Source organism: Natrinema salinisoli (genome assembly GCF_020405205.1).
Taxonomy (GTDB): Archaea; Halobacteriota; Halobacteria; order Halobacteriales; family Natrialbaceae; genus Natrinema; species Natrinema salinisoli.
On record NZ_CP084469.1, the window covers coordinates 1,997,818 to 2,021,815 of the forward strand.

23 protein-coding genes and 1 tRNA gene are annotated in these 23,998 nt (G+C 63.9%); 9 read left to right on the forward strand and 15 right to left on the reverse strand.

Going from position 1 to position 23,998, the window contains the following annotated elements; genetic code table 11:
• Positions 1-34 precede the first annotated feature (34 nt).
• Positions 35-781 (forward strand): VTT domain-containing protein, encoded by a 747-nt coding sequence (locus tag LDB05_RS09835; RefSeq protein ID WP_226007744.1) that lies wholly within the window; start codon positions 35-37, stop codon positions 779-781.
• An 85-nt stretch (positions 782-866) separates the two neighbouring features.
• On the opposite strand, the gene LDB05_RS09840 is transcribed toward LDB05_RS09835, so the two are convergent.
• The 3 genes from LDB05_RS09840 to LDB05_RS09850 all read right to left on the reverse strand — a co-directional run bounded on the left by LDB05_RS09840 (position 867) and on the right by LDB05_RS09850 (position 4,900).
• A complete protein-coding gene (locus LDB05_RS09840) occupies positions 867-1,388 on the reverse strand; it encodes a response regulator (protein ID WP_226007745.1) in 522 nt (173 codons plus the stop codon).
• Between the two features lie 104 nt (positions 1,389-1,492).
• Positions 1,493-1,669 carry an HVO_2523 family zinc finger protein gene (locus tag LDB05_RS09845; protein ID WP_226007746.1) on the reverse strand — a complete coding sequence of 59 codons (177 nt, stop codon included), beginning with the start codon at positions 1,667-1,669 and terminating at the stop codon, positions 1,493-1,495.
• A 102-nt stretch (positions 1,670-1,771) separates the two neighbouring features.
• Complete coding sequence (locus LDB05_RS09850; protein ID WP_226007747.1) at positions 1,772-4,900, reverse strand: adenosylcobalamin-dependent ribonucleoside-diphosphate reductase; 3,129 nt, start codon at positions 4,898-4,900, stop codon at positions 1,772-1,774.
• Positions 4,901-5,333: 433 nt separating this feature from the next.
• Between LDB05_RS09850 and LDB05_RS09855 the strand changes: the two genes are divergently transcribed.
• Positions 5,334-5,519 (forward strand): DUF8029 family protein, encoded by a 186-nt coding sequence (locus LDB05_RS09855; RefSeq protein WP_226007748.1) that lies wholly within the window; start codon positions 5,334-5,336, stop codon positions 5,517-5,519.
• Between the two features lie 107 nt (positions 5,520-5,626).
• On the opposite strand, the gene trpG is transcribed toward LDB05_RS09855, so the two are convergent.
• Genes trpG through trpD form a run of 4 tightly spaced genes read right to left on the reverse strand, consistent with a single transcriptional unit; the run spans position 5,627 to position 9,616 of the window.
• Complete coding sequence (gene trpG, locus LDB05_RS09860) at positions 5,627-6,262, reverse strand: anthranilate synthase component II (protein ID WP_226007749.1); 636 nt, start codon at positions 6,260-6,262, stop codon at positions 5,627-5,629.
• Positions 6,259-7,941: an anthranilate synthase component I gene (gene trpE, locus LDB05_RS09865; RefSeq protein WP_226007750.1), complete on the reverse strand. Its 1,683-nt coding sequence runs from the start codon at positions 7,939-7,941 to the stop codon at positions 6,259-6,261. The genes trpG and trpE overlap by 4 nt, the downstream gene beginning before the upstream one ends.
• Before the next feature lie 11 nt (positions 7,942-7,952).
• On the reverse strand, positions 7,953-8,603 hold the full coding sequence (locus LDB05_RS09870; protein WP_226007751.1) for a phosphoribosylanthranilate isomerase: 651 nt from the start codon (positions 8,601-8,603) through the stop codon (positions 7,953-7,955).
• On the reverse strand, positions 8,600-9,616 hold the full coding sequence (gene trpD, locus LDB05_RS09875; protein ID WP_226007752.1) for an anthranilate phosphoribosyltransferase: 1,017 nt from the start codon (positions 9,614-9,616) through the stop codon (positions 8,600-8,602). Before trpD ends, LDB05_RS09870 begins: the two co-directional genes overlap by 4 nt.
• 184 nt (positions 9,617-9,800) lie before the next feature.
• On the opposite strand from trpD, the gene LDB05_RS09880 reads away from it, so the two are divergent.
• Positions 9,801-9,875, forward strand: a tRNA-Val gene (locus tag LDB05_RS09880).
• A gap of 894 nt (positions 9,876-10,769) precedes the next feature.
• A complete protein-coding gene (locus LDB05_RS09885; protein WP_226007753.1) occupies positions 10,770-11,651 on the forward strand; it encodes a metallophosphoesterase family protein in 882 nt (293 codons plus the stop codon).
• Positions 11,652-11,949: 298 nt separating this feature from the next.
• Here the strand turns inward: LDB05_RS09885 and LDB05_RS09890 are convergent, their stop codons facing one another.
• Positions 11,950-13,020 carry a hypothetical protein gene (locus tag LDB05_RS09890; RefSeq protein ID WP_226007754.1) on the reverse strand — a complete coding sequence of 357 codons (1,071 nt, stop codon included), beginning with the start codon at positions 13,018-13,020 and terminating at the stop codon, positions 11,950-11,952.
• A gap of 124 nt (positions 13,021-13,144) precedes the next feature.
• Positions 13,145-13,330, reverse strand: coding sequence for a hypothetical protein (locus tag LDB05_RS09895; protein WP_226007755.1), 186 nt, complete (start codon positions 13,328-13,330; stop codon positions 13,145-13,147).
• A gap of 189 nt (positions 13,331-13,519) precedes the next feature.
• On the opposite strand from LDB05_RS09895, the gene LDB05_RS09900 reads away from it, so the two are divergent.
• Complete coding sequence (locus LDB05_RS09900) at positions 13,520-14,428, forward strand: AEC family transporter (RefSeq protein WP_226007756.1); 909 nt, start codon at positions 13,520-13,522, stop codon at positions 14,426-14,428.
• A 10-nt stretch (positions 14,429-14,438) separates the two neighbouring features.
• Here the strand turns inward: LDB05_RS09900 and LDB05_RS09905 are convergent, their stop codons facing one another.
• From LDB05_RS09905 to LDB05_RS09920, 4 genes are all read right to left on the reverse strand, one after another.
• Entirely contained in the window at positions 14,439-15,155 is a 717-nt protein-coding gene (locus LDB05_RS09905) for a hypothetical protein (RefSeq protein WP_226007757.1), read from the reverse strand.
• Positions 15,156-15,237: 82 nt separating this feature from the next.
• Positions 15,238-16,020 (reverse strand): YihY/virulence factor BrkB family protein, encoded by a 783-nt coding sequence (locus LDB05_RS09910; protein ID WP_226007758.1) that lies wholly within the window; start codon positions 16,018-16,020, stop codon positions 15,238-15,240.
• A gap of 159 nt (positions 16,021-16,179) precedes the next feature.
• Positions 16,180-16,917: a CAP domain-containing protein gene (locus LDB05_RS09915; RefSeq protein ID WP_226007759.1), complete on the reverse strand. Its 738-nt coding sequence runs from the start codon at positions 16,915-16,917 to the stop codon at positions 16,180-16,182.
• A gap of 66 nt (positions 16,918-16,983) precedes the next feature.
• Positions 16,984-17,331: a lycopene cyclase domain-containing protein gene (locus LDB05_RS09920; RefSeq protein WP_226007760.1), complete on the reverse strand. Its 348-nt coding sequence runs from the start codon at positions 17,329-17,331 to the stop codon at positions 16,984-16,986.
• A gap of 105 nt (positions 17,332-17,436) precedes the next feature.
• Here LDB05_RS09920 and LDB05_RS09925 point away from each other — a divergent pair, with 105 nt between their 5' ends.
• On the forward strand, positions 17,437-18,594 hold the full coding sequence (locus LDB05_RS09925; RefSeq protein WP_226007761.1) for a CBS domain-containing protein: 1,158 nt from the start codon (positions 17,437-17,439) through the stop codon (positions 18,592-18,594).
• 19 nt (positions 18,595-18,613) lie between these two features.
• Here the strand turns inward: LDB05_RS09925 and LDB05_RS09930 are convergent, their stop codons facing one another.
• Both LDB05_RS09930 and radB read right to left on the reverse strand, forming a co-directional pair.
• A complete protein-coding gene (locus LDB05_RS09930; protein ID WP_226007762.1) occupies positions 18,614-20,836 on the reverse strand; it encodes a beta-glucosidase family protein in 2,223 nt (740 codons plus the stop codon).
• Positions 20,837-20,892: 56 nt separating this feature from the next.
• Positions 20,893-21,624: a DNA repair and recombination protein RadB gene (gene radB / locus LDB05_RS09935; RefSeq protein WP_226007763.1), complete on the reverse strand. Its 732-nt coding sequence runs from the start codon at positions 21,622-21,624 to the stop codon at positions 20,893-20,895.
• 16 nt (positions 21,625-21,640) lie between these two features.
• Between radB and LDB05_RS23405 the strand changes: the two genes are divergently transcribed.
• The 3 genes from LDB05_RS23405 (at position 21,641) to LDB05_RS09945 (ending at position 23,928) form a co-directional block, all read left to right on the forward strand.
• Positions 21,641-21,772: a hypothetical protein gene (locus LDB05_RS23405; RefSeq protein WP_284145793.1), complete on the forward strand. Its 132-nt coding sequence runs from the start codon at positions 21,641-21,643 to the stop codon at positions 21,770-21,772.
• A 336-nt stretch (positions 21,773-22,108) separates the two neighbouring features.
• Positions 22,109-22,282, forward strand: coding sequence for a hypothetical protein (locus tag LDB05_RS09940; protein WP_226007764.1), 174 nt, complete (start codon positions 22,109-22,111; stop codon positions 22,280-22,282).
• A gap of 299 nt (positions 22,283-22,581) precedes the next feature.
• Positions 22,582-23,928 (forward strand): TIGR00341 family protein, encoded by a 1,347-nt coding sequence (locus tag LDB05_RS09945; RefSeq protein ID WP_226007765.1) that lies wholly within the window; start codon positions 22,582-22,584, stop codon positions 23,926-23,928.
• The last annotated feature ends 70 nt before the right edge of the window (positions 23,929-23,998 follow it).

Below are 23,998 nucleotides of genomic sequence, written 5' to 3' on the forward strand. Positions count from 1 at the left end.
AAAGGTTTCAATACTCGAGCGAGAGGTTCGACCGATGTCGGTGTCGACGGCTCGGATGCGCGTCCTCGCAGGAATCATCGTGGCCAGCGGAATGGTCGTCGCGGGCGTCCTCGTCTCGCCATCGACGGCGATCGGAACCGTCGACTCGCTCGCCGCGGACCCGCTCGTGTTCGGGTTCGTCGTCGCCGGACTCTATCTCGTGCGGCCGTTCCTCGCGTGGCCGACGACGCCCCTCGCAGTCGTCGTCGGCTACGGCTTCGGCGTCGCGGTCGGCGTCCCGATCGCACTCGCCGGCGTCGTCGTAACCGTCCTTCCCGTCTTCGTCGCCGCTCGCCTGCTCATCACCAATGACACCGAGGGGAGCCGCGGCGCTCGAGCCGCCGCTGCGAGCGACGGCGACGACAGGGGCTTTCTCAAGCGGGCCGGCGACACGGTCGCACGCTATTACGAGACTGCCGGCCCGCTCCGCGGCGTCACCGCCTCGCGGCTGGCACCGATCCCGTCGGACGTCGCGACGTGTGCCGCCGCGATCAGCGGCGTCTCACTGCGCCACCTGGTTCTCGGAACGCTGATCGGCGAGCTCCCGTGGACCGTCGCCGCGGTCGTCGTCGGGGCCTCGGCGGCGACGGTCACCGCGAGTGGGTTCGGCGAACTGGGTCTGGTGTTTTCGATCGGCTGTGCTATCGCTGCGATCTTGTTGCTCGCCGGGCCGATCTACCGGACGGTGTGGACGAGCAGCGGACCACAAACGGAGAGCACGGCCCGATCGACCGACAGCTAGCCTCGTCGGCCGTTCGAAAAACCGATGTGAACACCGCGTTCTCACGGCGCGCGGGTCCGTAGACATCGAGTGAGAGGAGAATAGGTTACTTGTCGAGATCGTCGACCAGCGAATCGCTCATCTCCTTGAGCTCCGACTCGAGTTGCTGGTAGGCCTCGGTGTCGGTCAGTTCCTCGACGGAGTGTTCGTCCTCCAGCGTCTCCATCTTGTTCGAGATGGACTCGAGTTCGCGTCGGTCGTCGTCGCCGTACCGCGACTGGACGCGCAGGTTCTCGATGATGCGGGTCAGCTGCGCTCGCGTGACGGGCTTCGTGACGTAGTCGTCGAGGTCCAGTTCCACGATATCGAGTCCGGGATCGACGGCGGTCACCATGATCACCCAGCAGTCGTAGTCCGACGCCCGGATCTCCTGAAGTACTTGGTCTCCGGTAATATCGGGCATGTGCCTGTCGAGCAACACGACGTCGATCGCATCGCTCATTTGCTCGAGCGCGGTGGTCCCGTCGTAGGCGGTCACTACCTCGTAATCCTCGCCGACCCACATCGCGTAGAGGTCGGCGAGTTCCCGTTCGTCGTCGACGACGAGGATCGTCGGTTGCGCAGACATAGAGATCAGTGACTGCACCCACAGCCCGTCGTCTTGTAGTGGTACCGGGCGACTCACCGCTCGAGTCGGGTGTTGAGTCGGTCGTCAGGGCCGAAAACGGACACTCAGCGGAACGGGTCGCTACAGTCGATGATGACCCCGTGCTGGGGACAGACGTACTTGCAGTGGCGCTTGTACATCGCTGCGTCGCAGTGTGGACAGCGTGGCGCACCCGCTGCTCGATCGCTCGCGCCATCTCCGTTGGGACCACCCGTCGACTCCTCCACACCGTCAGCGGTCATACGACGGTGTTCTCACTGGTCGATGCTAAGTGTGGTGTTTGCGGCGGTCCTGAAAATAACGCAAACCGGACGACATAGAGCTGAGACGCCCTCAGTCAACCCTCAGCACTCGCTCCAGCCACAGGATTCGCACGTCTTGCAGCCTTCGGAGAAGTACAGCGACATCGAGCCGCAGTCGGGACACTCCGGCGACTCGCCGGCGTCGATGAGGTCCTGGGTCGTGTCGGCGTCGGCGTCCGCGGACGCACCGCCCTGTGCGGCGGCCGCGCCGCCGTCGGTCTTGGGACCGTCGTACTCGGCGTCGAGCTCCGCATCGGCCGACTCCTCGAGCGTCTGCTGTTTCGGGTACGGCTTGTCGATCTCGTCCTCGAGATACCGGCGCATCGCGGTGCCGATGGCGTCCGGGATGGACTGGATCTGTTCGCCCTTGTCCCAGGCGACCTTCGGCGAGCGGGTGCCACAGAGTTCGTCGACGATCTCCTCGGGATCGACGCCCGAGCGCAGCGAGGTCGAGATGACCTTGGCGAGCGCCTCGGTAAAGGAGTTCGTGAAGCCGCCGGAGTGGCCGATGTTCGCGAACAGCTCGAACGGCTGACCGGTTTCGGGATCCTCGTTGATCGTCACGTAGATCTTCCCGTAGCCGGTGTCGATGCGCTGGCTGACGCCCTGCAGGGCGTCGGGTCGCTCGCGCTTCTCGGTGAAGTCCACGTGAACGGGCTGGCCGTCGTCACCGAGCAGTCCGCCGACGTCCTCCTCGAGGACGTCTCGGACTTCGTCGCTCTCGAGGAACTGCTCGAGACCGCCGAAGATCTCGTCGATCTGTTCGACGAGCGCCTGTGCGGCTTCGGTCTCGTCGGCGAAGTCGGTGTTCTTCGCGCGGGTCGTCAGCACCTGCTTGCTTCGGGTGCCGTCGCGGTAGTAGGTGACGCCCTTGCCGCCGTGCTCGTAGATGTACTCGAAGACGTCCTTGGCGTCCTCGAGCGTGGAGTCGTTGGGCGCGTTGACCGTCTTCGAGATCGCGGAGTCGACGCCCTCCTGACAGGCGACCTGCACGCCGGCGTGGTCCTTCGCCGAGAGCGCGCCGGTCGTGACGAACAGCTCGCCGATGGCGTCGGGCACGGTCGAGAGACCCTCGACGCCGTTGAACTGGTTGGTCGCCATCTGCTCTTGGGCCTCCTCCTTGACCGCGTCGACGTCGATGCCGTTGGCCTCGAGCGTGCGCAGGAAGTAGTCGTCGAACTCGACGAGCATCTCGTCGCCCTGGACGTCGTCGGAGACGTTCTTGTAGTAGGCGACGTTGTAGATCGGTTCGCAGCCGCCGGTCGTGTTGCCGACCATCGAGGTCGTGCCGGTCGGTGCGATGGTCGTCACGTTGTGGTTGCGGATGGGGAAGCCGTCTTCCCAGTCGTCGGCGTTCAGACCGGTCTGTTTTTCGAACCACTCCCGGTACTCGGTCGGGTTCGCGTACTTGGACTTGTCCCACTCGTCGAAGCTCCCGCGTTCCTCGGCGAGTTCGTGGGACGTCCACTTCGCGTTATGGTTGATGTGGGTCATCAGCTGGCGCGCGACCTCGTTGGAGGCATCGCTACCGTACTCCATGCCCAGCTGGATGTCCAGCTGCGCCAGCCCCATGATGCCCAAGCCGATCTTGCGCATCTCCCGGACCTTTTCTTCGATCTTGTCGACCGGGAAGTCCGACATCGTGACGACGTTCTCGAGGAACCGCGTCCCCATCTCGATGCGGCGGTCGAACTCCTCGAAGTCGATCGCCTCCTCGAGGAAGGCGTCGACGGCCGCTTCCTGGGAATCGTACTCGTCGGCGTGCTCGTCGCTCCAGACGCGCCAGTCGGGAGCGTCCAGATCCGCGAGCGTCGAGAGGTTGATGTGCCCGAGGTTACAGGCCTCGTACTCCTCGAGCGGCTGTTCTCCGCAGGGGTTCGTCGCGAGAATGCGGTGGTCGGGGTGTTCCTCGACGTCGAAGGAGTGTTGCTTGTTGACGCGCTCGAGGTAGATGACGCCGGGTTCGCCGTTCTCGTGGGCGCCCTCGACGATGTCGTCCCAGAGTTCTTCTGCGGGGATCGACAGCTCCTCGCCGACGTCGACGTACTCGCCGAGGTCGAACATGTCGTACAGTTCCTTGGTTTCCTCGGTGGCGATGTGGGGCTCTTCCGTGCGCGGGTTCGTGAAGGTGAACTCCTCGCCGTTCTTCAGGGCCTCCATGAAGTCGTCGGTGATGCCCACGGAGATGTTGAAGTTAGAGAGGTGGCCCTCGACGGCGTTCCGGAGGTGTTCGGGGACCCGGCCCTCGTCGTCGATGAGTTCGCGGGACTCCTCGAGGGCCTCCTGGAAGGAGTTGTGCGTGAAGTCGTCGGGGTCGTTCAGGCGCAGCGTCTCGGCAAGCGAGACGTCCTTGTTTTTGGCGTGAAGGAACTGGATGACGTCGGGGTGGGAGACGCGCATGACGCCCATCTGCGCGCCGCGGCGAGCGCCGCCCTGAGCGATCGTCTCACACATCTGGTCGTACGTGCGCATGAACGTGATCGGTCCCGACGCGATGCCGCCGGTCGAGCCGACCGCGTCGCCGTAGGGGCGCAGGCGCCAGAAGGCATAGCCCATGCCGCCGCCGCTCTGGAAGACCTGCGCGGCCTCCTTGGCGGTCTGGTGGATGTCGTCGATGTCGTCCTCGGGGGAGTCGACGAAACACGCCGAGAGCTGCTGGAGCTCGTCGCCGGCGTTCATCAGGGTCGGCGAGTTCGGCATGAAGTCCAGGTTCTCCATCATGTCCTGGAACTCGTCGGCGACGTCCTCGACGTGGTCGCGGATCTCGTCGGGGAGCTCGGGGACGACGGTATCGTAGGCGAATTTGTTGACGTTGTAGATAGACAGCGTAGCCTCGGCGTCGTCTTCCGCGGTCGTACCTGCTCCAAACACCTCTTCGGCGAGCTCGTCTCGCCGCGGATGGTCGGGCTTGAGCTGCTCGGGCGTGACCGTGATCTCCGCGTCCTGTTTGCGGGACTCGAAGACGGCTTCCGCGAGCGCGATGTTCTTGCTGACGCGATCGAAGAGGTCCTCCTGCTCCTCGATCAGCTCGCCGTTGGCGTCCTTCCGGAGATACCGCGCCGGGAGAATGTTGTGATAGGCGTTGTCGGTCAGACGCTCCTCGAGGGTATCCCCGTCGGTTCGCTTGATCGGAAGGGTGAGATCCGCCGCGGAAAGTTCGGCATCGCTCATGCGTGGGCCACCTCGTCGCTACCCCGCTGGCGCGTGTCGATTCTGGCGTGGGTCCGGGTCCTGTCTCTCATCATTCGTGACGAAGGTTCGGTAATCGTGCATCCATCATAAACGTGGTGTTGTGATCCTATTTTTCTTGTATTACTACAAGTTTAGTTGTAGAGATGTCTCTGTAACCTGTTGGGTCGGGTTCGTCCGCGGCCGCCGAGACGGCCGCCTGTGCGGTCACTCATGCCTACGTTGCCAACCGTCTTAACGATTTTCAGACCGGACTGAAAGTGACTGTATCCGACGAAATTCCGTCGCTATCCGGCGGTTTTCTCTTTCGCTACACTTCCACTCGATTCGAACAATCACTCGCTCGAGTCACTCTTCGCTGCGGGTCAGTCACTCATCCAGAAAGATTACGTCCTTCCGGTGCGGGACGTTTGATATGATCGATGCACTCACGTCGGCACCACCCATCCTGCTGGTGTTGGCCGGGCTCGCCGCCTTCGCGGTCGCCGTCATCGCGCTTCGAATTGCGATCAAACTGGCCGTTCGAGTCGGTATCGTCGCCGCGGTCGTCCTCGCGGCCCTCTATGCGGTCGGCCGGCTCGACATGATCCCCGGCGTCTGAGGGGACGTGCTCGGACGACGGCGAATCCCACCACTGGAGAACCGGTCCGTTGAAAATGACGTTCGATTTCGCGCCTCTCACTTTCGATACCGAGTCGGTAGCCCGGTCTAGACGCTCGAGAGGAAGTTCTCGATCACGTCGTGACCCATCGCCGTGAGCACGCTCTCGGGATGGAACTGGACGCATTCGAGGGGGTACTCGCGGTGGCGGACGCCCATGACGAGCGTTTCACTTCCGTGATCTGCGGTCGCCGAAACCTCGAAACAATCGGGAACGTCCGTCGCGATCAGTGAATGATATCGACCGGCTCGGAAACCTTGCTCGAGGCCGTCGAAAACGCCCTCGCCGTCGTGGTCGACCGCGGAGGCCTTCCCGTGGATCGGCTCCGGCGCGCGGCCGACGGTGCCGCCGTATTCGTAGACGGCAGCCTCGAGTCCGAGACAGACCCCGAGCGTCGGTATCTCGGGGGAAAGATCGCGAAGCACGTCCATCGTGACGCCGACGTCGCGGTCGTTCTTCGGATGACCGGGGCCGGGGCTGATGACGATCGCGTCGGGATCGACGGCGCGGACGTCCTCGAGCGAGGCGGTGTTCTTCAGGACCTCGGTCTCGGTGCCGTCCTGCTGGCTGACGTACTCGACGAGGTTGTACGTGAAAGAGTCGTAGTTGTCGACGAACAGGACTGTAACGGGATCCGCGTCACCGTCGGCTCGACCGCCGTCGTCGGTCGCCGTCGCGCTCATCGGCTCACCTCCGCCGTCGCATCGGGTTCGTCGTCCGGTGCCGATTCGTCGCCCGGAAGCTCGATTTCCTCGAGCGCCGCGAGGACGCCACCCATCTTCTGTTCGGTCTCCTCGTACTCTGCGGCGGGGTCGCTGTCGGCCACTAGCCCCGCGCCGGCCTGAACCGTGATCCGATCACGTTCTCCCTCGTCCTCTACCGTTGCCGTCCGAATCACGATCGCGAAGTCCGCGTCGCCCGACCAGGAGTAGTAGCCGACGCCGCCGCCGTAGAGACCGCGGGGTTCGGACTCGAGGTCGTCGATGATCTCCATCGCCCGGATCTTCGGCGCGCCCGAGAGGGTTCCGGCGGGGAACGAGGCTCGCGTCGCGTCGAAGCCGTCCGAGTCGGCGGCCAGCGTTCCGGTCACCGTCGACTCGATGTGCTGGACGTGGCTGTACTTCAGCACGTTCATGAACTCGTCGACGCGGACCGAGCCGGGCTCGGAAACCCGGCGAACGTCGTTCCGCGCGAGGTCGACCAGCATCGTGTGCTCGGCCCGTTCTTTCCCATCGGCCAGCATCTCGCCTGCGAGGCGGCGGTCCTCGACGGGGGACGAGCCACGGTCGCAGGTGCCGGCGATCGGATTGGACATGACCTCGCGGCCGCGCACCGAGACGAGCGTCTCGGGGCTGGCCCCGACGACGGTCAGGTCGTCGTGGTCGAGCAGGTACATGTACGGCGACGGGTTGACCTCGCGCATCGCCTCGTAGAAGCCGATGGGGTCGACATCCCCGTACAGCTCTCGCGTCCGGGAGATGACGCCCTGGTAAATGTCGCCGTCGAGAACGTGTTCTTTCGCCCGTCGAACGCTCTCTTCGTACTCGTCTTTGGGACCTGCAACCTCGTCATCGCGAACGAATCCACCCGTTTCGGGCCGTTCGGCCTCACGCAGCGTCGCCGCGACCTCTGCGGCTTCCGTCCGAAGCGCATCGTAGACGTCGTCGGGATCGTCGTCGGCCTCGAGCACGGGCGTGAAGACCAGCGACACCGTCCCGTCCCGCTCGTCGAACGCCAGCGTCTTCGTCGTCAGCAGGAACTGCGCGTCCGGGAACCGCGACTCGGGTCGCTCGAGACCCACCTCCTCGAGCCAGAGGTCGTAGACGGCGTCGTACGCGAGGAAGCCGACCAGACCGCCCTCGAGGTGCTGGCGGTCGTGATCGGGGGCGTTCTCGAGACGGACGTCGGGCATCGCCGCCCGGAGCGCGTCGACGGTATCGCCCGCCGCATCCGTCCGAATCGCGTCCAGCGGCGCGTCGTCGGACAGCGCCTCGACGGTCGCCGTGCCGGACTCGACCGTCACGACGGCTTCGGGGTCGTAGCCGACGTAGGAGTATCGTGCGTGGCGTTCGGCGTCTGCCCCACTCGGGCGAAACGCACCGTCGGGGTCGCTCGAGGCGGTTTTCTCCGCGCTCTCGAGCAGGAACGCGTACGGCGAGCGCTCGCGATCGATCGCCGATGATCGACCGGTGAGCGCAGTGTAAGCGGCGAGCGGCGTCGTCTCGCACTCGAGCGTCGCGACGGTGTGGACGACGGCCGGTCGCTCCTGACGATCCTCGCTCGACCCTGCGTACTCGCGAAACGTCTCCCGATCGATGTCGAACGTCGGCGGTTCGGATGCGACGGATTCGGTGTCGTGCATAGTGGGCTCCGTTACGATTCCGCCGGTCGGCGGGCGTTCTTCGCCCGATCGACGAACGATCGGACCGCGTCGACGTCCTTGACGCCGCCGCGTTCCTCGACGCCGCTCGCCACGTCGACGGCGAACGGTTCGACGGTGCGGACCGCATCGCCGACGTTCTCGGGCGTGAGCCCGCCCGCGAGGATCAGCGGCGACTCGAGATCCGCGGTGGCCGTTCTCGTCAGGTCCCAGTCGTGCGTTTCGCCGGTTCCGCCGCCGCCGTCCTCGCCCGGTGTGTCGACGAGGAGCGCGTCGACGACGTCGTCGTAGGTTTCGGCGACCGAGGGGTCATCTGCGTCGACTGCCAGCAGCACTTCCACGTCGAGCTTCGCGCGCAGGTACGCCAGATCGCCGGGTCGGATGCCGCCGTGGATCTGGATCGCGTCCGGCTCCACGGCCTCGATCAGTTCGATGGCTTCCTCGGGACTCGCGGGCATCGTCACGAGCACGCTCGTCACGAACGGCGGCGTGGCCGCCGCGAGGGTCGCGGCCCGCTCGATCGACACCTCTCGCGGCGTGTCGACCGACACGTCACAGATGATGCCGACCGCGTCAGCCCCCGCGTCGACGGCGGCCTCGAGGTCGGATTCGTTCGTCAGGCCACAGACCTTGACGCGCGTCATCGTCCCTCCGGCCGGGCCGTCGTGGCGCAGAGCTGCCCGAGTTTCCGCGCCGCCTCGCCGGAGTCGATCGCTTCGCGCGCGACGTCGGCTCCCGCCTCGAGCGACTCGGCCTCGCCAGCGACGTAGATCGCCGCGCCGGCGTTCGCGAGGATGACGTCTCGCTTCGCACCGGTCACGTCGCCATCGACGATACCGCGCATGTCGGCCGCGTTCTCCTCGGGCGAGCCGCCGGAAATGTCCTCGATGTCGCGTTCCGTGAGGCCGAGATCGGCCGGTTCGAGGGTGTACTCCTCGACCGAGTCGCCGTCGACTTCGGCAACGACCGTTTCCCCATGGATGGCGATCTCGTCGGTCCCCGCGCCGTGGACGACCAGCGCGCGATCGACGTCCATCCGGGACAGCGCGTCCGCGAGCACGGGCACGAGGTCGGGATCGTAGACGCCGACGACCTGCGCGTCCGCTCCGGCGGGGTTCGTCAGCGGTCCGAGCACGTTGAAGATCGTCCGCATCTCGAGTTCCTTCCGCGGCCCGATGACGGCCTTCATCGCCGGGTGGAACACCGGCGCGAGCATGAAGCCGATACCGTCGTCCTCGATGGCTTCCTCGACGGCCGGCGGTTCGGCCTCGACGTTCACGCCGACTTCCTCGAGCACGTCCGCGCTGCCCGACGACGACGAAACCGAATAGTTGCCGTGCTTGGCGATCGGGACGCCGGCTCCGGCGGCGACGATGGCGCTCGTCGTCGAGACGTTGATCGTGTCGTAGTCGTCCCCGCCCGTGCCGCAGGTGTCGACCAGCGGCTCCCGATCGGGCGAAATCGTCCTGGCCGCGTCGCGCATTCCTTCGGCGAAGCCCGCGATCTCGGCCTCCGTCTCCCCTTTCGCACGCAGTGCCGCCAGCAGTGCGCCGATCTGTGCCTCCGTCGCACCCTCGAAGACGGCCGTCGAGGCCGCTCGAGCGTCCGATTGCGTGAGATCCGACCCGTCCGTGACTCGTTTGATATACTCCTGCATAGTGAACACCAATGTACGTAGTTGTCTTGTAATGCCCAAATCAGTACATCGACTTAAGCGTATCGAACGGATGCGTGGGGGCGACTCCCGTACGGACGTCGATTCGAAACCTTCAATTGTGGTGGCGGGCAACGAATGATTGCAGACAACGTGGCGACGGAAGCCACGGACGAAAGCGCAACCAGGGTTGGTGGTCTAGTCTGGTTACGACACCTCCTTGACATGGAGGAGGCCGGCAGTTCAAATCTGCTCCAACCCACTACTTCTCCGCTTCCGCATCAAGGAATCCACATTCAGGTTCCTTCTTGCGATTTTCCGTGTAGCAACGTGTCGATCTCGGCTTTGACTTCATTGGGAGTGGCAACGGTCATGTCCGGTCAGGCCACTGTCCGTGGTTATCAGCTAAGGAGATCGGGCAATCGCTTAACATTTGTCTTCGATATATAGGTTCAGTTAGGCCTGCCTGATGAGTCGCTCTTGTTGTATCCCATAAGTATAGTCATCCCGCGCCGTTGGCGCGGGGGACGGGCGCATGGACCGTGATGAGTAGTTGTCGCACCAGTCGTGGAATCCTCTCAGCGAAATACGGAGCGACAGTTGAAATAGTGGAGTGGGTGTCAGCATCATGTTTAGTATATTATAGTATTGTTTTTGTTCTCGTGACGGAATACCAGTATAACTGGGATAATGGATGGACCATTCTGGAAGATTCGGTTACGGATTCAAAGTTGCCGGTTGAAAGTGCGTAACTGGGGTAACAGACATATCAGATCACGCATCCCTAAGCAAATTTATTGGCTGTACACTGATGTTGATTCAGAGATAATTGGAGTGCTTGATGCGTTTCTCGTTCAGTTGATCCCGATTTATCTTGCATATATTGGGCGTTTGTGGATGGCAATTGGGACGGCAATTATTGGCAGGGTTATCACATCACGGCTATCGGCACGGAAGCGGAAACGTGACAGAGAACGGTTGGTCGAGAAGGCTATCAGCAGAACCGAGGGGAAAAGAGAGCGGAGAGCAAGAAGGGAAGGGAGAAGACTGTGAACGTATCTGTCTGAACACTTGAAATGGTGGAGGGGATGTGGGTGAGAGAATCGGTCCATCACGGAAGGGTTAGTGATTTGAATGACAGTCACTCACTACCTCTATGGAAGTCCTCTGTATCAGCGACATCCAATGGGAACCAGCAGTCAAAAAGACTCTCATCAGACTCCAAAACGAAATTGATGAAGCCTCTCCTTCTCTGGTGCTTTTCGGCGGAGACGTGATTAACGACGGCGGAAACGAAAACGAGCATGTAGACGAGTTCATCGAATTATTAGACTATTTAGAGGAATTAGGAACAATGTCTTTCACCATACAGGGAAACCATGACGAATACTCCGATTACGAAACAATAGAAAGACACATTGAAGGTTTGGAATATGCGGAAGAAATCTCCCACGTGGTCGCTGAGTTTGACGGCTTGAAGGTGTTGGGACTGCCGTATTCCTCTACTCACTCTCTTCGGACGGCAAGGCAACTGAGCGAGGAGTTTTCGGGAAGTTATGATATAGTGTTAGCACATGCAGAATCCTCTCGAAGAATCTGGTTGTTTGAACTTGATTCGAGGATCGTGATCACAGGCCATTATGCTGACAGACTATGCCAAGTTCGTGATCAGGCCTTTGTGTCAATGGGATCGTATCCAAGTGATTCCGTGATAATCAATTTTGATCGGGATGAGGTACTGTATAGAAGAGAAGTCGAATCACACATGGCCAGTCAGGACAGATACGAAGCCCGAGTAAGATTAGATGATGGGGAGCTGGAATGGCTTCGTGATGAGTACGATCCAGATGTATTCAGTTCACAGCCATTGCAGGACTCTGACTATTCTGACCGGTTCGAGGCCCTGATTTCTGCTAAGGACAAGGTATCTGAAACCGATGACGAGGGAGATGTGAGAATGATTATTGAAGGGCTGTTAGAAGCTGGTATTCCGAAGACACATATTCGTGAATATATCGGACGCTACGATTTTCTATAGCTGTTGGATAACCAGTGGGGTGGTGAATTAATTGATTCGAGGGACGGAGTTCGTCTACTTCCTGAACCAAGTCGGGCTTGCGAGCGACAGTATCGTCATGTTGAACAGATTTGAACCAGACGAGTCACGCAAAGCGTAGCGGGCACGTCTCGACCTGGTTCAAATCCGTTCTCGCTCACTGCTTCTGCTACGAAGAAATCCACGGGCAACGAGATCGTCATGCGAGACGGTTCGACCGATACGGATTACACGGAGCAGGACGAACGCGTCCCGACAATTTTCCATCCCGTTCAGCACGTCACTCGAGCGACTCCCAGGTCGCGGAAGCGGTCACGCGACCATCCTTGATCTCGACTGTACTCTCGGTGGCGGACGACGCGAGCGACGCCTCGAGCGTGCCCGCATCCGCGTCTCCGAGGAGCGCTGCGAATTTGCCAGTTGCCCGTTCCCTGTTCTCGCCGAAGCTGAGCGAAGACACGCCGCCCTCCAGCCCATCGAGTTCAGTGTGTTCCATGTCGAACGCTTCTTCACCCCCGCTTTCGCCGTCAGTGAAATTGTCGCCGCGGTCGGTTTCTTGCGCTCCCGAACCGGACTCGAACTCCCCGCCGTAGCCGCCGAACACGAGGTCTCCGCGGCCGGCACTCGAAACGAGCCACCCGAAGTCGTTGATCTCGTCGGTCGCCCGCGTCGTGTCGCCCGCCGCAGCCTCGATCGGGGTTCGGATCGCTGCGATCGGATCGTCGACGTCCTGCTCGAGGGTGAAGAGGATGGCACCGTCACCGACCGCAATCGCATCGCGACTCTCCTCGTTGGCCGGCGTGTACGCGTCGTAGTCGCCGATTTCGTCCGTCTGTTCGTACTGCTTGGCGAACGAGAATCCCTCCGGTTCGGCCGTCAGCGCCTCGTCTACCGCATCGGTGTCGATGTCGCCGGTCATGACGACCGCCCGGTTCGTCAGCAGCATCGCCTCGACGCTCGAGTTCAGGTCCTCGGATCCGTCCGTCTCGTTTCCTGACTGTCCGTACGTAATCAACCCGCCGAGTCCGTAGGCACTGAGTCCGAACCCGACGACGAACGCCGCCGCTACTGCGCCGCTGATCGGGAGTCCGATCATCGGGTCGCCTTCGGCATCCGTGTCGGATTCGTCGTTCGTTGTCTGGTTTCCAGTATCGGTCTCCTCGAAAACGGACCAGTCGACGTAGACGTACCCGACTTCTCCGTTGTCGTCAGCGGTGAGCCATCGGTGGTACGACGGGAGTTCGCTACCGTCACCGTTCCCTCCCTCACCAGTCGAATCGAGACAGCCGGCGAGGCCAGTTGCGGCCGAGACGCCAGTGAACTTCAGTACGTTGCGACGGGTAATATTCATGATGAGTAACGGTATGTGTGATCCGTCATGAATCTTCCTGAAACGAGCTATTCACGTTGTATTACAGCGTTCGGTTCTCGTAACATCCGGGGCCGTTTTCACTTCCCCTAGCACTGATGCGGATTCACTGCTGAACGAACAGTCCCGCGGAGACGAGACCGATCGCAGTCAACAGGACGAGAACAAGGAGGACCTCGGACACCGCCTGTATCGCCCGCGAGCTGATGTTACCGAGGGAAAGAAAACCGGCAGCGAGAACGACGGTGTTCGTCCCGAGAAGCACGTTCGTGTTTTTCGTCTCTCGAGCCATGCACGCGTCGGCTCAGATGGCAGTTCCGACGACATTACGCCTGCTATTCAGACAGGTTTTGTTACTGTTACGATATATTTGCCACTGTCGATTGGTCGTCATCGATCGGATACGAGACGGGTATGCGACCTCATCACACCGCTACCCGGAACCGAACGGTACAAACCCGCGAATCGATTCGGCGGCGATATGGACGTCGTCGGTCGGCTACTGGCGCTGCTCGTCGTGTTGCTGGTCGGGACCGGGTTACGGACCACCGGCATCCTCGATACGCGCCGGACCGAACTGCTGAACGCCCTCGCCTACTACGTCGCGCTCCCGGCGCTGATCTTCGTCTCGACGTACACCCGCTCGATCGGTGACCTCCTCACGCCGGCACTGCTCGGTGGGCTCGTCGTCGTGGTGTTCTCGACCGCAGGGCTCGCCTGGCTCGCCCACCGGCATCGCGACTCGAGGGCGCGCCGGAGCGTCGCGATCGTGCAGTCCTATCACTCGAATCTCGGCTATCTCGGACTGCCGCTGGTCGCCGCAACGTTCGACGCGTCAGTGACGGCGATCGCGAGCGTCGTGCTCGGGGTCGTGACGTTGGCCCAGCTTCCGCTGACGCTCATCGTCCTATCGGCGCTCAACGGCGCGGACGCGTCGATCCGTCGCGAGCTTCGGGGCCTCGCGACGAATCCCGTGTTGCTGAGCCTGTTCGCCGGGCTCGCCGTCGGCTCGATCGGGATTTCGATTCCGTCGACTGTCGCGAACGGCCTCGATGCGGTCGGATCGATCGCACTTCCGGTCGCGCTGCTCTGTGTCGGTGCGTCGCTGCAGATCGATCTTCCGTCGATCGACGTCGGCGCGACCGCCGCCGTCGTCGCGCTCAAGATCGGCCTCATGCCTATCATCGCGTGGATCGTCTTCTCCGCACTCGCCGTCGACTCGGCAACGTTCACCGCCAGCGTGGTGATGCTCGGTACCCCGACGGCCGTCTCGACGTTCGTCTTCGCGAACGAGCTCGGCGGCGACAGCGAATTCGCGTCGCTGAACGTCTTCGTGACGACGCTCGTCTCCATCGTGACGATGTTCGTCCTGATAACGCTGGTCAGCTAGGTAGCAACACCTACCGCGAGAAGAACCGCTTGAGCCGACCGAGCAACCCGGGAGAACCGTCTTCCCCGTCGCTCGTTTCGGTTCCTGTATCACTCTCTACCGATCCGGCGAGCGGGCCGGCATCGTCGGGCCAGTCCTCCTCAGTATCCGTCCCGCCAGTCCGTGTCGTCTCGAGATCGTCCAGCGAGAGCTCGACGGCGTCGATTGCGGGGGTTGACTCGCGTCCCTCGCCGGCTTCGGCCGCACGGACGTCCGCGCCGGTCACGTCACCGTGCTCGACGCGGGCGGCGAGATCCTCGGGTGACGCGTCCGAGGCGTCGTTTGGAAGCGACGCCGCGGCCGAGTCGACCGTAGCGGGGTCGGAATCGGCCGTACCGCTCGAGTCCGATTCTTCGGACGCTTCGTCGGCGGCCGTCTCGGCCGATTCGGCACCGCTGGAGTCCAGTGATTCGACAGATCCGGTTGACGGGTCACTACTCCCGGTATCGTCCGGTCCGTCGTTGGCGGTCGCTTCGGGACCGGAGTCGGGAATTTCAGCACCCGTCGCGGACGCGCTTCCGGACGGCCCTGCAGGCGTCGAATCCAGCGACTCGAGGATGTCGTCGACGCTCTCCTCGGAGACGACGCGCTGTGGACCGCCGCCGGGCTCCGGATTGCCCGCCGACTCGGTATCGTCGGCTGCGTCCGCTTCGTCGGTCGCCGCGGGGGGAGATCGCTCGTCGCTCATTGTGATGATCTGTCGGTCCGTGGGACATAATCTTTCCCCTGCCAGGCCGATTCAGAAAACGAACACGACGCTCGTGGGACCGTTACGCGGCGAGGGCCGGCCGCGCTCTGACGACGTTGAGGACGGCACCGACAAGAATGATGATACCGGCGAAGTAGAGCCACGTGACGAACAGGAGGACGGCACCGACGGCTCCGTAGGCCTCGTACTGGCCGGCGTTCGACGCGTACAGCTGAAAGCCGAGCTGGAGGACCGTCCAGCCGACGGCCGCGAAGATCGCGCCGGGAAGGATTTCGCGAAATCCGACCGGAACGGGTGGAAGGACGTAGTAGATCGGGAGAAAAACGAGAACGAGCCCGAGGAGGAGTGCGAGCCAGCCCAACACGCCGGCGAACGGGACGGTATCCGCGACGATCCGGAGGGCGGCACCGATCCCGATCATCAGGACCAGCGCACCCGCACCGGCGACGATCACGGTGAGTCCGTCCCGTATTTGATCGACCAGCGAATCCTCGGCGACCTCGTCGTAGACGTTATCGAACGCGAGACTCAGCCCCCGGAAGACCTTGAGTCCACCCCAGGCGGCGACGAGGAGTGCGACCACGGTCGCTTCGGCGCGGCCGGACTCGGTCGTCAACGCCTCGGTGACCAGTTGCTCGCCCGATGACGGGAGGAAGTCGCCGGCGGCGGTAATCAACCGCTGGGCCGCTTGCTCGCCGCCCAACAACGACCCGACCACGATCGCGAGTAAGACGAGCGGAATCAGCGAGACGAACGCGTAGTAGGCGAACCCGGCCGCGAGAAAGGTCAAATCGCGGTCGCTCGCCGTTCGATAGATCTCGGTGAGCGTATCCTGAATCTCCATACGGTCTATACGACGGTCGGTCCCTATAACCTGTAAGTCGTTCGCAGTTCCTGTGTCCGTCTCGATCTCCCGTTTCGGTCGCAGCCGTCTCCCCCGTGACGGGTCGACTGCACGATCGTGACGGATCGACTGCACGAGGGGAATCGCTCGAGACGCCCGTCACCACTCCCGGCAGAAGTTCTGGCCCGCGTAGACCGAGCCGTCGTCGGCGATGTAGACGCCGACGCCCGCTCGATCCCACGGCGGCGTCTCGCCCGTTTCGAGGATCGCCTGCCGATGCGGCGTGGAGTTCATCCACTGATTTACCAGTCCGGTCGCGAGCCCCTCGGCGGTCCGGTAGCGAACGGTCTCCCCGTTGCCGGGTCGTCTGATGGGGCGGTCGACCCACGTCTTCGCGATGTTCTCGCCGTAGCCCTGACAGTAGCTGTCGACGTCCTGGAACCGATCGTACGGTCCTTCTCCGTCCGGGTTCGTGTGTGCGAAGTAGTCCCGCCGTGCCATGTCGTCGCTGTGGGCGCGCGAGACGGACGCGATCGTCCCGTCCCACTCCAGGGGCTCGAGCCCGTGCTCGGCCCGGCGCTCGTTGACCTCGGCGTGGACGAAGTCCTCGACCGTCGGGGAGGTGATCGTCTCGACGTCGGTCTCGTAACTCGAAACCCCGGGATCGTCGGGATCGGTCACCGCGGGATTTCGCTCGCCGGCCGGCGGCGGATCGGCACTTGGCGCGGGTCGGTTCTCGATGCCGACGTCCTCGAGGAGCTGGGGCGCGAACAGCGCGGTCCCGAGCGCGAGCGAAACGACGAGGAGGACGGCGACGAGGAACCGTATCAGTCCGCCGAGCAGCGCGCGGTCCGGACCCCCGTCCGCGTCAGTCATCTCGAGTCGCGACCCCTCCATTACCTCGACTGTTCGACTGGCGGCACAAGACAGTCGCGGTCGCTCACACGCAGTGAGACACCGTTCTCACTCCGCGGAGGGAGACGAGGACGCTACCGCCGACCCGTCGGCTCCGCCACCGTCGCCGAAAATCGTCTCGTGGATCCCGATAACGAGTCCGGGCACGACCGCCATGAAGAGGTGTTCCTCGAGCGGAATGCCGGCGATATCGATCCCGGTTCGGAGTTTGATGTCGAAGACGCCGACCGCGAGCGTGTACCGGTCCCAGACGTAGGCGATGGGGTACAGCGCGAGGATCGTGACTGCTGCCTTTCGGAGCGCGTTCGCGCGGCGGAGCAGGAGGGCGGCGACGATACCCCAGACGAGCTCGGTCGCGAGGTAGGTGTAGCGACCGAAGACGCTGATATCGATCATCGGCCGCCGATTCAACGGCCGATGTAAAAACCTCCGGGTGAGAGCCACCCGGACAAAACGGGCAGTATCTTAAATACCCCGGCGGCTCTACGTCCACGTAGAAGGATGAATATCGCTGATATCGCCACCACGGAGTTTATCGAAGTCGACGTCGGGACGCGAATGGGGAAGGTCCGTTCGATGTTCGAGAACGGCAATCCCAAGGGAATCATCGTCACCAACGACGGGGAGTACGAGGGCGTCATCAGCGAGCGAGAGATCCTCCAATCTCACGTCGAGGACGACGCCAAGGTCGCGGCGCTCACCAAACCGAGCCGGAGCACGCCGTCGCCCAAGGTCGACCGACAGGAAGACGTCCGGGAAACCGCGCGCGTACTCGTCGAAAGCAACGCCAAGGTCGCGCCGGTCTTCGAGAACGGCGAACTCTGGGGCGTCATCACCGACGACGCCATCCTCGAGGCCGTCCTGGACAACCTCGACGCGCTGACCGTCGCGGACATCTACACCGACGACCCGGTCACGCTCACCGAGGACGACGGCATCGGCAAGGCGATCAACCTCCTGCGCGAGCACGGCATCTCGCGGCTGCCGATCCTCAACGAGAACGGCTACCTCGCCGGCGTCGTGACGACCCACGACATCGCCGACTTCGTCATCCGGGAGAACCACACGACGACGACCGGCGACCGGGTCGGCGACACCCAGCGCCTGCTCGACGTGCCCGTCTACGACATCATGAACAGTCCCGTCGAGACGACGACGCTCGACGCGACGGCCAAGGAAGCCGTCGAAACGATGCTCGAGAAGGATTACGCGGGGCTGATGGTCACGCCGAAGGACGACGACCGGGTCGTCAACGGCGTCATCACCAAGACGGACGTCCTGCGCGCGCTGACGTTCACCGAGGAAGAGCACATGGACGTCCAGATCACGAACATCTCGATGCTCGACACCATCACCCGGGAGTCGATCGTCCAGAGCATCGAGGACGTCGCCGACAAGTACGCCGACATGCAGGTCATGCACGCACACGTGCGCTTTCACGAGCACAACGAGAAGCTCCGTGGCACCCCGCTCGTCCAGTGCCAGATCCGCCTGCGGACCAACAAGGATCAGGTCGCCGGCACCGGCGAGGGCTACGGCGCGGAGAACTCGTTCCGCGTCGCGCTGGACAAACTCGAGCGCAACGTCTTAGAACTCAAGGGCGTCACCAGCGACGAGGAGTACCGCGGCCAGCTCCTGCGGAAGCTCAACCAGATCTAGCGCCGCTCGCGGTCCGCGTTCACACCTCGTTTTCCGAGTCGACCTCGAGGCTGACCGTCTCCCGGACGTCTCGCGCCGAGCGCGCGAGTTCGACGGTGTACGTGCCGGGGTCGATCGTCCACCCAGCCTCGGCGTCGTACCGACCGAGTGCACGCGACTCGAGTTCGAGCTCTAGCGTTCGGGTCTCGCCGGCGGCGAGTTCGACCGATTCGAACCCGGCGAGCTCGCGCACGGGACGGTCGACCGGCGACGAGTACGGCGGCCGGAGATACGCCTGGACGACCTCGCGACCGGATCGGTCGGCCGCGTTCTCGATCGTCACGCGAACCGTGCGATCGTCGACGACGCTCGCCGCTCGATACGAGAGGTCCGCGTAGGAGTGCCCGTGTCCGAACGGATAGGTCGGCTCCGCCTCGACGTCGTCGCGGTCGAAGTGACGGTAGCCGACGAAGACCCCCTCTTCGTAATGGGCCCTCCCGTCGACGCCCGGATAGCGGCGCTCGTTGCTCGCGGGATAGGCTCCCTCGGGTGCGAAGGTCACGGGTAACCGACCCCCCGGATCGCGGTCCCCGTACAGCACTTCGGCGATCGCGGCCCCGTCGGCCTGTCCCGGATACCACGCCTCGAGGATCGCATCGACGTCCTCGCGCCACGGGAGTTCGACGGGCCCGCTCGAGTTGACCACGACGACCGTTTCGTCGGCCGCGCCGGCGACGGCCGCGACCAGTTCGTCCTGCTCGCCGGGCAATCGGAGCGAGTCGCGGTCTTTCGCCTCAGTCGTCCTGTCGCGAACGAAGACGACGGCCGCGGCCGCGTCTCGAGCGGCCTCGACCGCCGCGTCGATGCTGGGATCGGACGCATCGATGCCGACCGATTCGGTGGTCGGTTCGTCGGCTAGCTGCTCGCCCTCGCCTTCGCCGACGAACGGCAACACGTCGAACAGCGAGAGGTCGGGAACCGAATCGACGCCGCGAGCGACCGCGACCTCGCCGGCGGCCCGCGCTCGGAGCCCCGCGACGGGACTCGTCGATCGGAATGGCGTCGTCTCCGAGGAGCCGCCCCCGCCGAGTCTCGCCTCGTGAACGTTCGGTCCGATGACGGCGATGTCCGTCTCCTCGCCCAGCGGCAGCGCGTCGTCGTTCTCGAGCAGGACGGTCCCGCGCGCGGCGATTGTTTCGGCGAGACGACGATGACGGGGCGTGTCGAGCTCGCCGTCCGACTTGCTGCTACCGTCGCCGCTCCCGCTTTCTCCTCCCTCGTCCTCGAGACGGCCGATTCGATCCAGTTGGCCGAGGAGCCGTCGAACCATGTCGTCGAGGCGATCGGCCGGGACCTCGCCGGCGTCGATGGCCGCCGCGAGCGGGTCGCCGAACAGTCCCGCCTTCGTTCCGTCCGGAAGTCCGCCCATGATTTCGGCGGCTTCGCCCTCGAGGTCGTCTCCGGCCGGCCACTCCCAGTCGGATTCGGGGTCGGTATCCTCAGTGCCGACCGGGACGCCCGGCATCTCGAGGTCCAGTCCCGCGGTCGCGGCACCGACGGTGCTCTCGGTACCGTACCAGTCGGAGACGACGTAGCCGTCGAATCCCCACTCGCCTTTGAGCACGTCGCCGACGAGTCGCTCGTGATCGCTCATATGGGTTCCGTTGACCCGGTTGTAGGCGGTCATTACGGAGCCGACGTCCGCCTCGACGGCCGCCCGGAAGGGGCGCAGGTACAGTTCGCGAAGCGTTCGCTCGTCGACCTCGCTACTGACGCGGACCCGGTCCGTCTCCTGGTTGTTCGCGACGTAGTGTTTGACCGTCGCGATCACGTCCTCGTCGTGAATTCCCGCGACGGCACCGGCGGTCGTCCGGGAGGCGAGAACGGGATCCTCGGAGTAGTACTCGAAGTTGCGCCCGCAGTGGGGCACCCGGATCAGGTTCGTCCCGGGGGCGAGCAACGCGTCCTGATCGAGTGCGCGAGCCTCGCGGGCCATCGCCGCGCCCATCTCGCGAGCGAGTTCGGGACCGAAGGCGGCCGCGACGGCGATCGACGCCGGAAACGCCGTCGCGCGCTTTCCCTCCGCGCGAACGCCGAGCGGGCCATCGACCAGCCGGAACTCCGGAACCCCGAGCCGGTCGACGCCCGGCAGGTACCCCGTCGCGGTACCGTCGGGGTCGGTCCGCCCGCTAACGAGGCGCAGTTTCTCCTCGCGAGTCAACGCGTCGAGGAGGAAGTCGACGCGCTGAGAAGTATCGTTCATACGATCTGATCCGGACGGCCGTCAGTAAGCGTTTGGGGTCGTCGTCGGGTCCCGGATCAACGCGGCGCGGACGCTTCACCGCCCTCGAGTCCCGTATCCGTGATCCGGAACTGGACGGACTCGCCGGCGGGTTTCGAGCGGTGTTTCTCCAGCGTCGCCCGTCGCTTCCCGCCGCGGAATCGCTCGAGGCGGAGCACGGTTCCGGTCCAGTGTTCCAGAGTGTTGCCGCCCAGCCCGCGGGTCCGGTCGGAGTCGGGATCGGCGAAGACCTGATTCGTCAGGACGACCGCCAGATCGTACTTCCGGGCCAGCGAGAGCAGGTGCGTCACCTGTCTGGTGACGCTCCGGAGCGCCTCGCCCTCGTCGCCGTCTGCCGTGCGCTCGAGCCGGTAGAACCCGGTCGCGCTGTCGAGGACGATCAACTCCGCGCGCTCGGCGAACTCCTCGGCGTCGCGGACGGCCTCGGCCTGCTCCTCGAAGTCCAGCGCGTCCTCGATGACGATCCGCGAAGCGACGGCTTCGACGTCGTCCCCGCCGCCGTCTCCCGGCGGCTGGCCGTCGACGGCGGCCTCGAGCAGTTGCTGGAAGCGGTCGACCGAAACCCCCTCGGTGTCGATGTAGACCGCGGTCCCGCCGTCGACGGCCGTCTCGACGGCGGCCGACAGCGCGAGATTCGTCTTTCCGGCGGCCGGCGGGCCGTACAACTGCGTCACCGTGCCGCGCTCGAACCCACCACCGAGCAACTCGTCGACCGGGCCACAGCCGGTTGGAATCGCCTCGTCAGTCACGGTTCGAGATTACCGGGTGAGCGCAAAAAGCCCCCGGAACGGACCCGCGCTCGATCGTTCCGAGGTATCGAACGCTCGAGGGTTCGGCGCCGCGCTCGAAGAGTTGCTCTCCGTTCTCCGACGCCATGAGGGGCCGATCCTCATCTGACTCGCGATGAGGGGGTCCGATCGACGGTGGCGCGGACTGTGTTGCGGTAGGGGTACGAGCGACGTCGAGGGGGAAATCTCGCACTAAATTCACACAATATACCAGTAGTTATAAGTTATAACAAGTCAACGATTCAATCGGAGGCCACGTCTCCGAGAACGGGGGCGTACGCAAACGCCCCGGGTGCTGGAACACCCGAGACTGGCTTCCAAACCACGCACGGTTTCGGAAGCATGATTCCGTACATTCTACCGGGATATAAACGTCCCGCACGACGGTCGAACCGCACGACGCAAACAGTCTCGACTGCGATCCGGACACCGGGTGATGATCGCGATGACTAGCGATACCGACCCCGGTGGCGATAGCGACGACCGATTGTCGCTGCTCCCCACCTGCCCCACCTGCGGGGACCCCGTCTCGTTCCTGACCGTCACCGGACCCCACACGGGGATCGTTAACCCCTGCGGCTGCTCGATGCCGCCCGGCCTGCTCGAGCGCGACGACTGACCGGGGCTCGCGCTCGCACCCCGACGATCAGCCGGCCGGTCGACACCTGCGGTCGCGATCACCACACCACCGAGTCCGTCGACACCACCCATCGACCGGTCGGCTCGGAAGCGGGGTCTCGAGCGTGCAGTTCCATCGCCTCCCGAATATCACTCGCGTCCAGCAGCGCGGTGGTCCATACGCGACCACTCCGTTGCTGGAAAATGACTGTCGGCGACGATGGACTCGTCCGTCGGCGATCCACGGTCCCGCCGCTGGTTGTCAACAGTTTAGTGACGTGGCTCCAAGGACGCCGACAGATGCGCCTGTTGCAGATCGCCGTCCCCGTCGGCAAGCGAGACGCCGTCGAAACGATGCTCGAGGCGTCCGACGTCGAGTACTTTCTCACCGACGAAACGTCGCGGCGGGAGTACAGTGCGCTCGTGTTCGTTCCGACCGGGCCCGAGGACGTCGAAGCCCTCGTGGACGAACTCCGGGAGATCGGGGTTCAAGAAGAGGGGTACGTGACGATCAGCAAGCTCGAGGCCGTCCTGTCCGATCGGTTCGAGCGACAACAGCGTGACGAGCCGACACCCGATTCGGACGACGAGGAGACGGGCCACCGGATCGCGCGCGAAGAACTCCGCGCTCGGGCCGCCGAAGTCGCACCGGCCACCCCCAACTACGTCCTATTCACCGTCGTCAGCACCGTTATCGCGACGGCCGGGCTGCTGATGAACAGCGCGGCGGTGGTCGTCGGATCGATGGTGATCGCGCCCCTCATCGGGCCGGCCATCGCGGCCAGCGTCGGCAGCATTCTCGACGACGACGAACTGTTCCGCACGAGCGTCAAGGCACAGTTTCTCGGATTGGGCGTTGCGATCGGGAGCGCTGCCGTCTTCGCCGGTCTCGTCCGGTTGACGTTCCTGCCGGATCTCCAGATCCAGCTCATCGAACAGGTCGGCGAGCGGATCAACCCCGGTGCGCTCGCCCTGGTCGTCGCGCTCGGTGCCGGCGTGGCCGGGACGGTGTCGCTGACGTCGACGACGAGCGTCGCACTCGTCGGCGTTGCGATCGCCGTGGCGCTCATTCCCCCGGCTGCGACCGTCGGACTCGGGATCGCCTACGGCGACGTTACAGCCGCCGTGAGCGCCGGTATTCTCGTCTTTATTAACGTCCTCTCGATTAACGTCGCGAGCCTCGGCACGCTCTGGGTGCAGGGATACCGACCCGAGCACTGGTTCGCCGAGCAGAGCGCCCGGCGTGCCGTCATCCGCCGGGCGGCGCTACTCGTCGTCGCCGTGCTCGTCCTCTCGTCGGCGCTCGCAGTGACGACGATCAACGTCTCGGAGAACGCCGAATTCGAGCGAACCGTTGCCGATATCGCGAGCGAGAGCGACGCGCACGTCCTCTCGATCGAATTCGCCTATCGAACCGACCTCTTTCTCCGCCATCCCACGGCGGTCACCGTCCGTATCATCGGCGGCTCACAGGACACGGCGGTAGCGCTTCGGGACCGTATCACCGATCACACGCAGCGGGATATCGCTGTCATCGTGATCCGCGAGGACGGCGCAGCGTCGACGACACAGCGGCTCGAGTCGCCATCGATCGAGCACGTGCCGGTGAGCGGTGGTTCCTCGAGCGGGCCGCTTGCGATCGGCTAGATCGGCGGACCGGAATCCGGAAACGGACGAGTCGTTCGTTCACCCGGCCGCCCCGGGACGACCTGCCCGT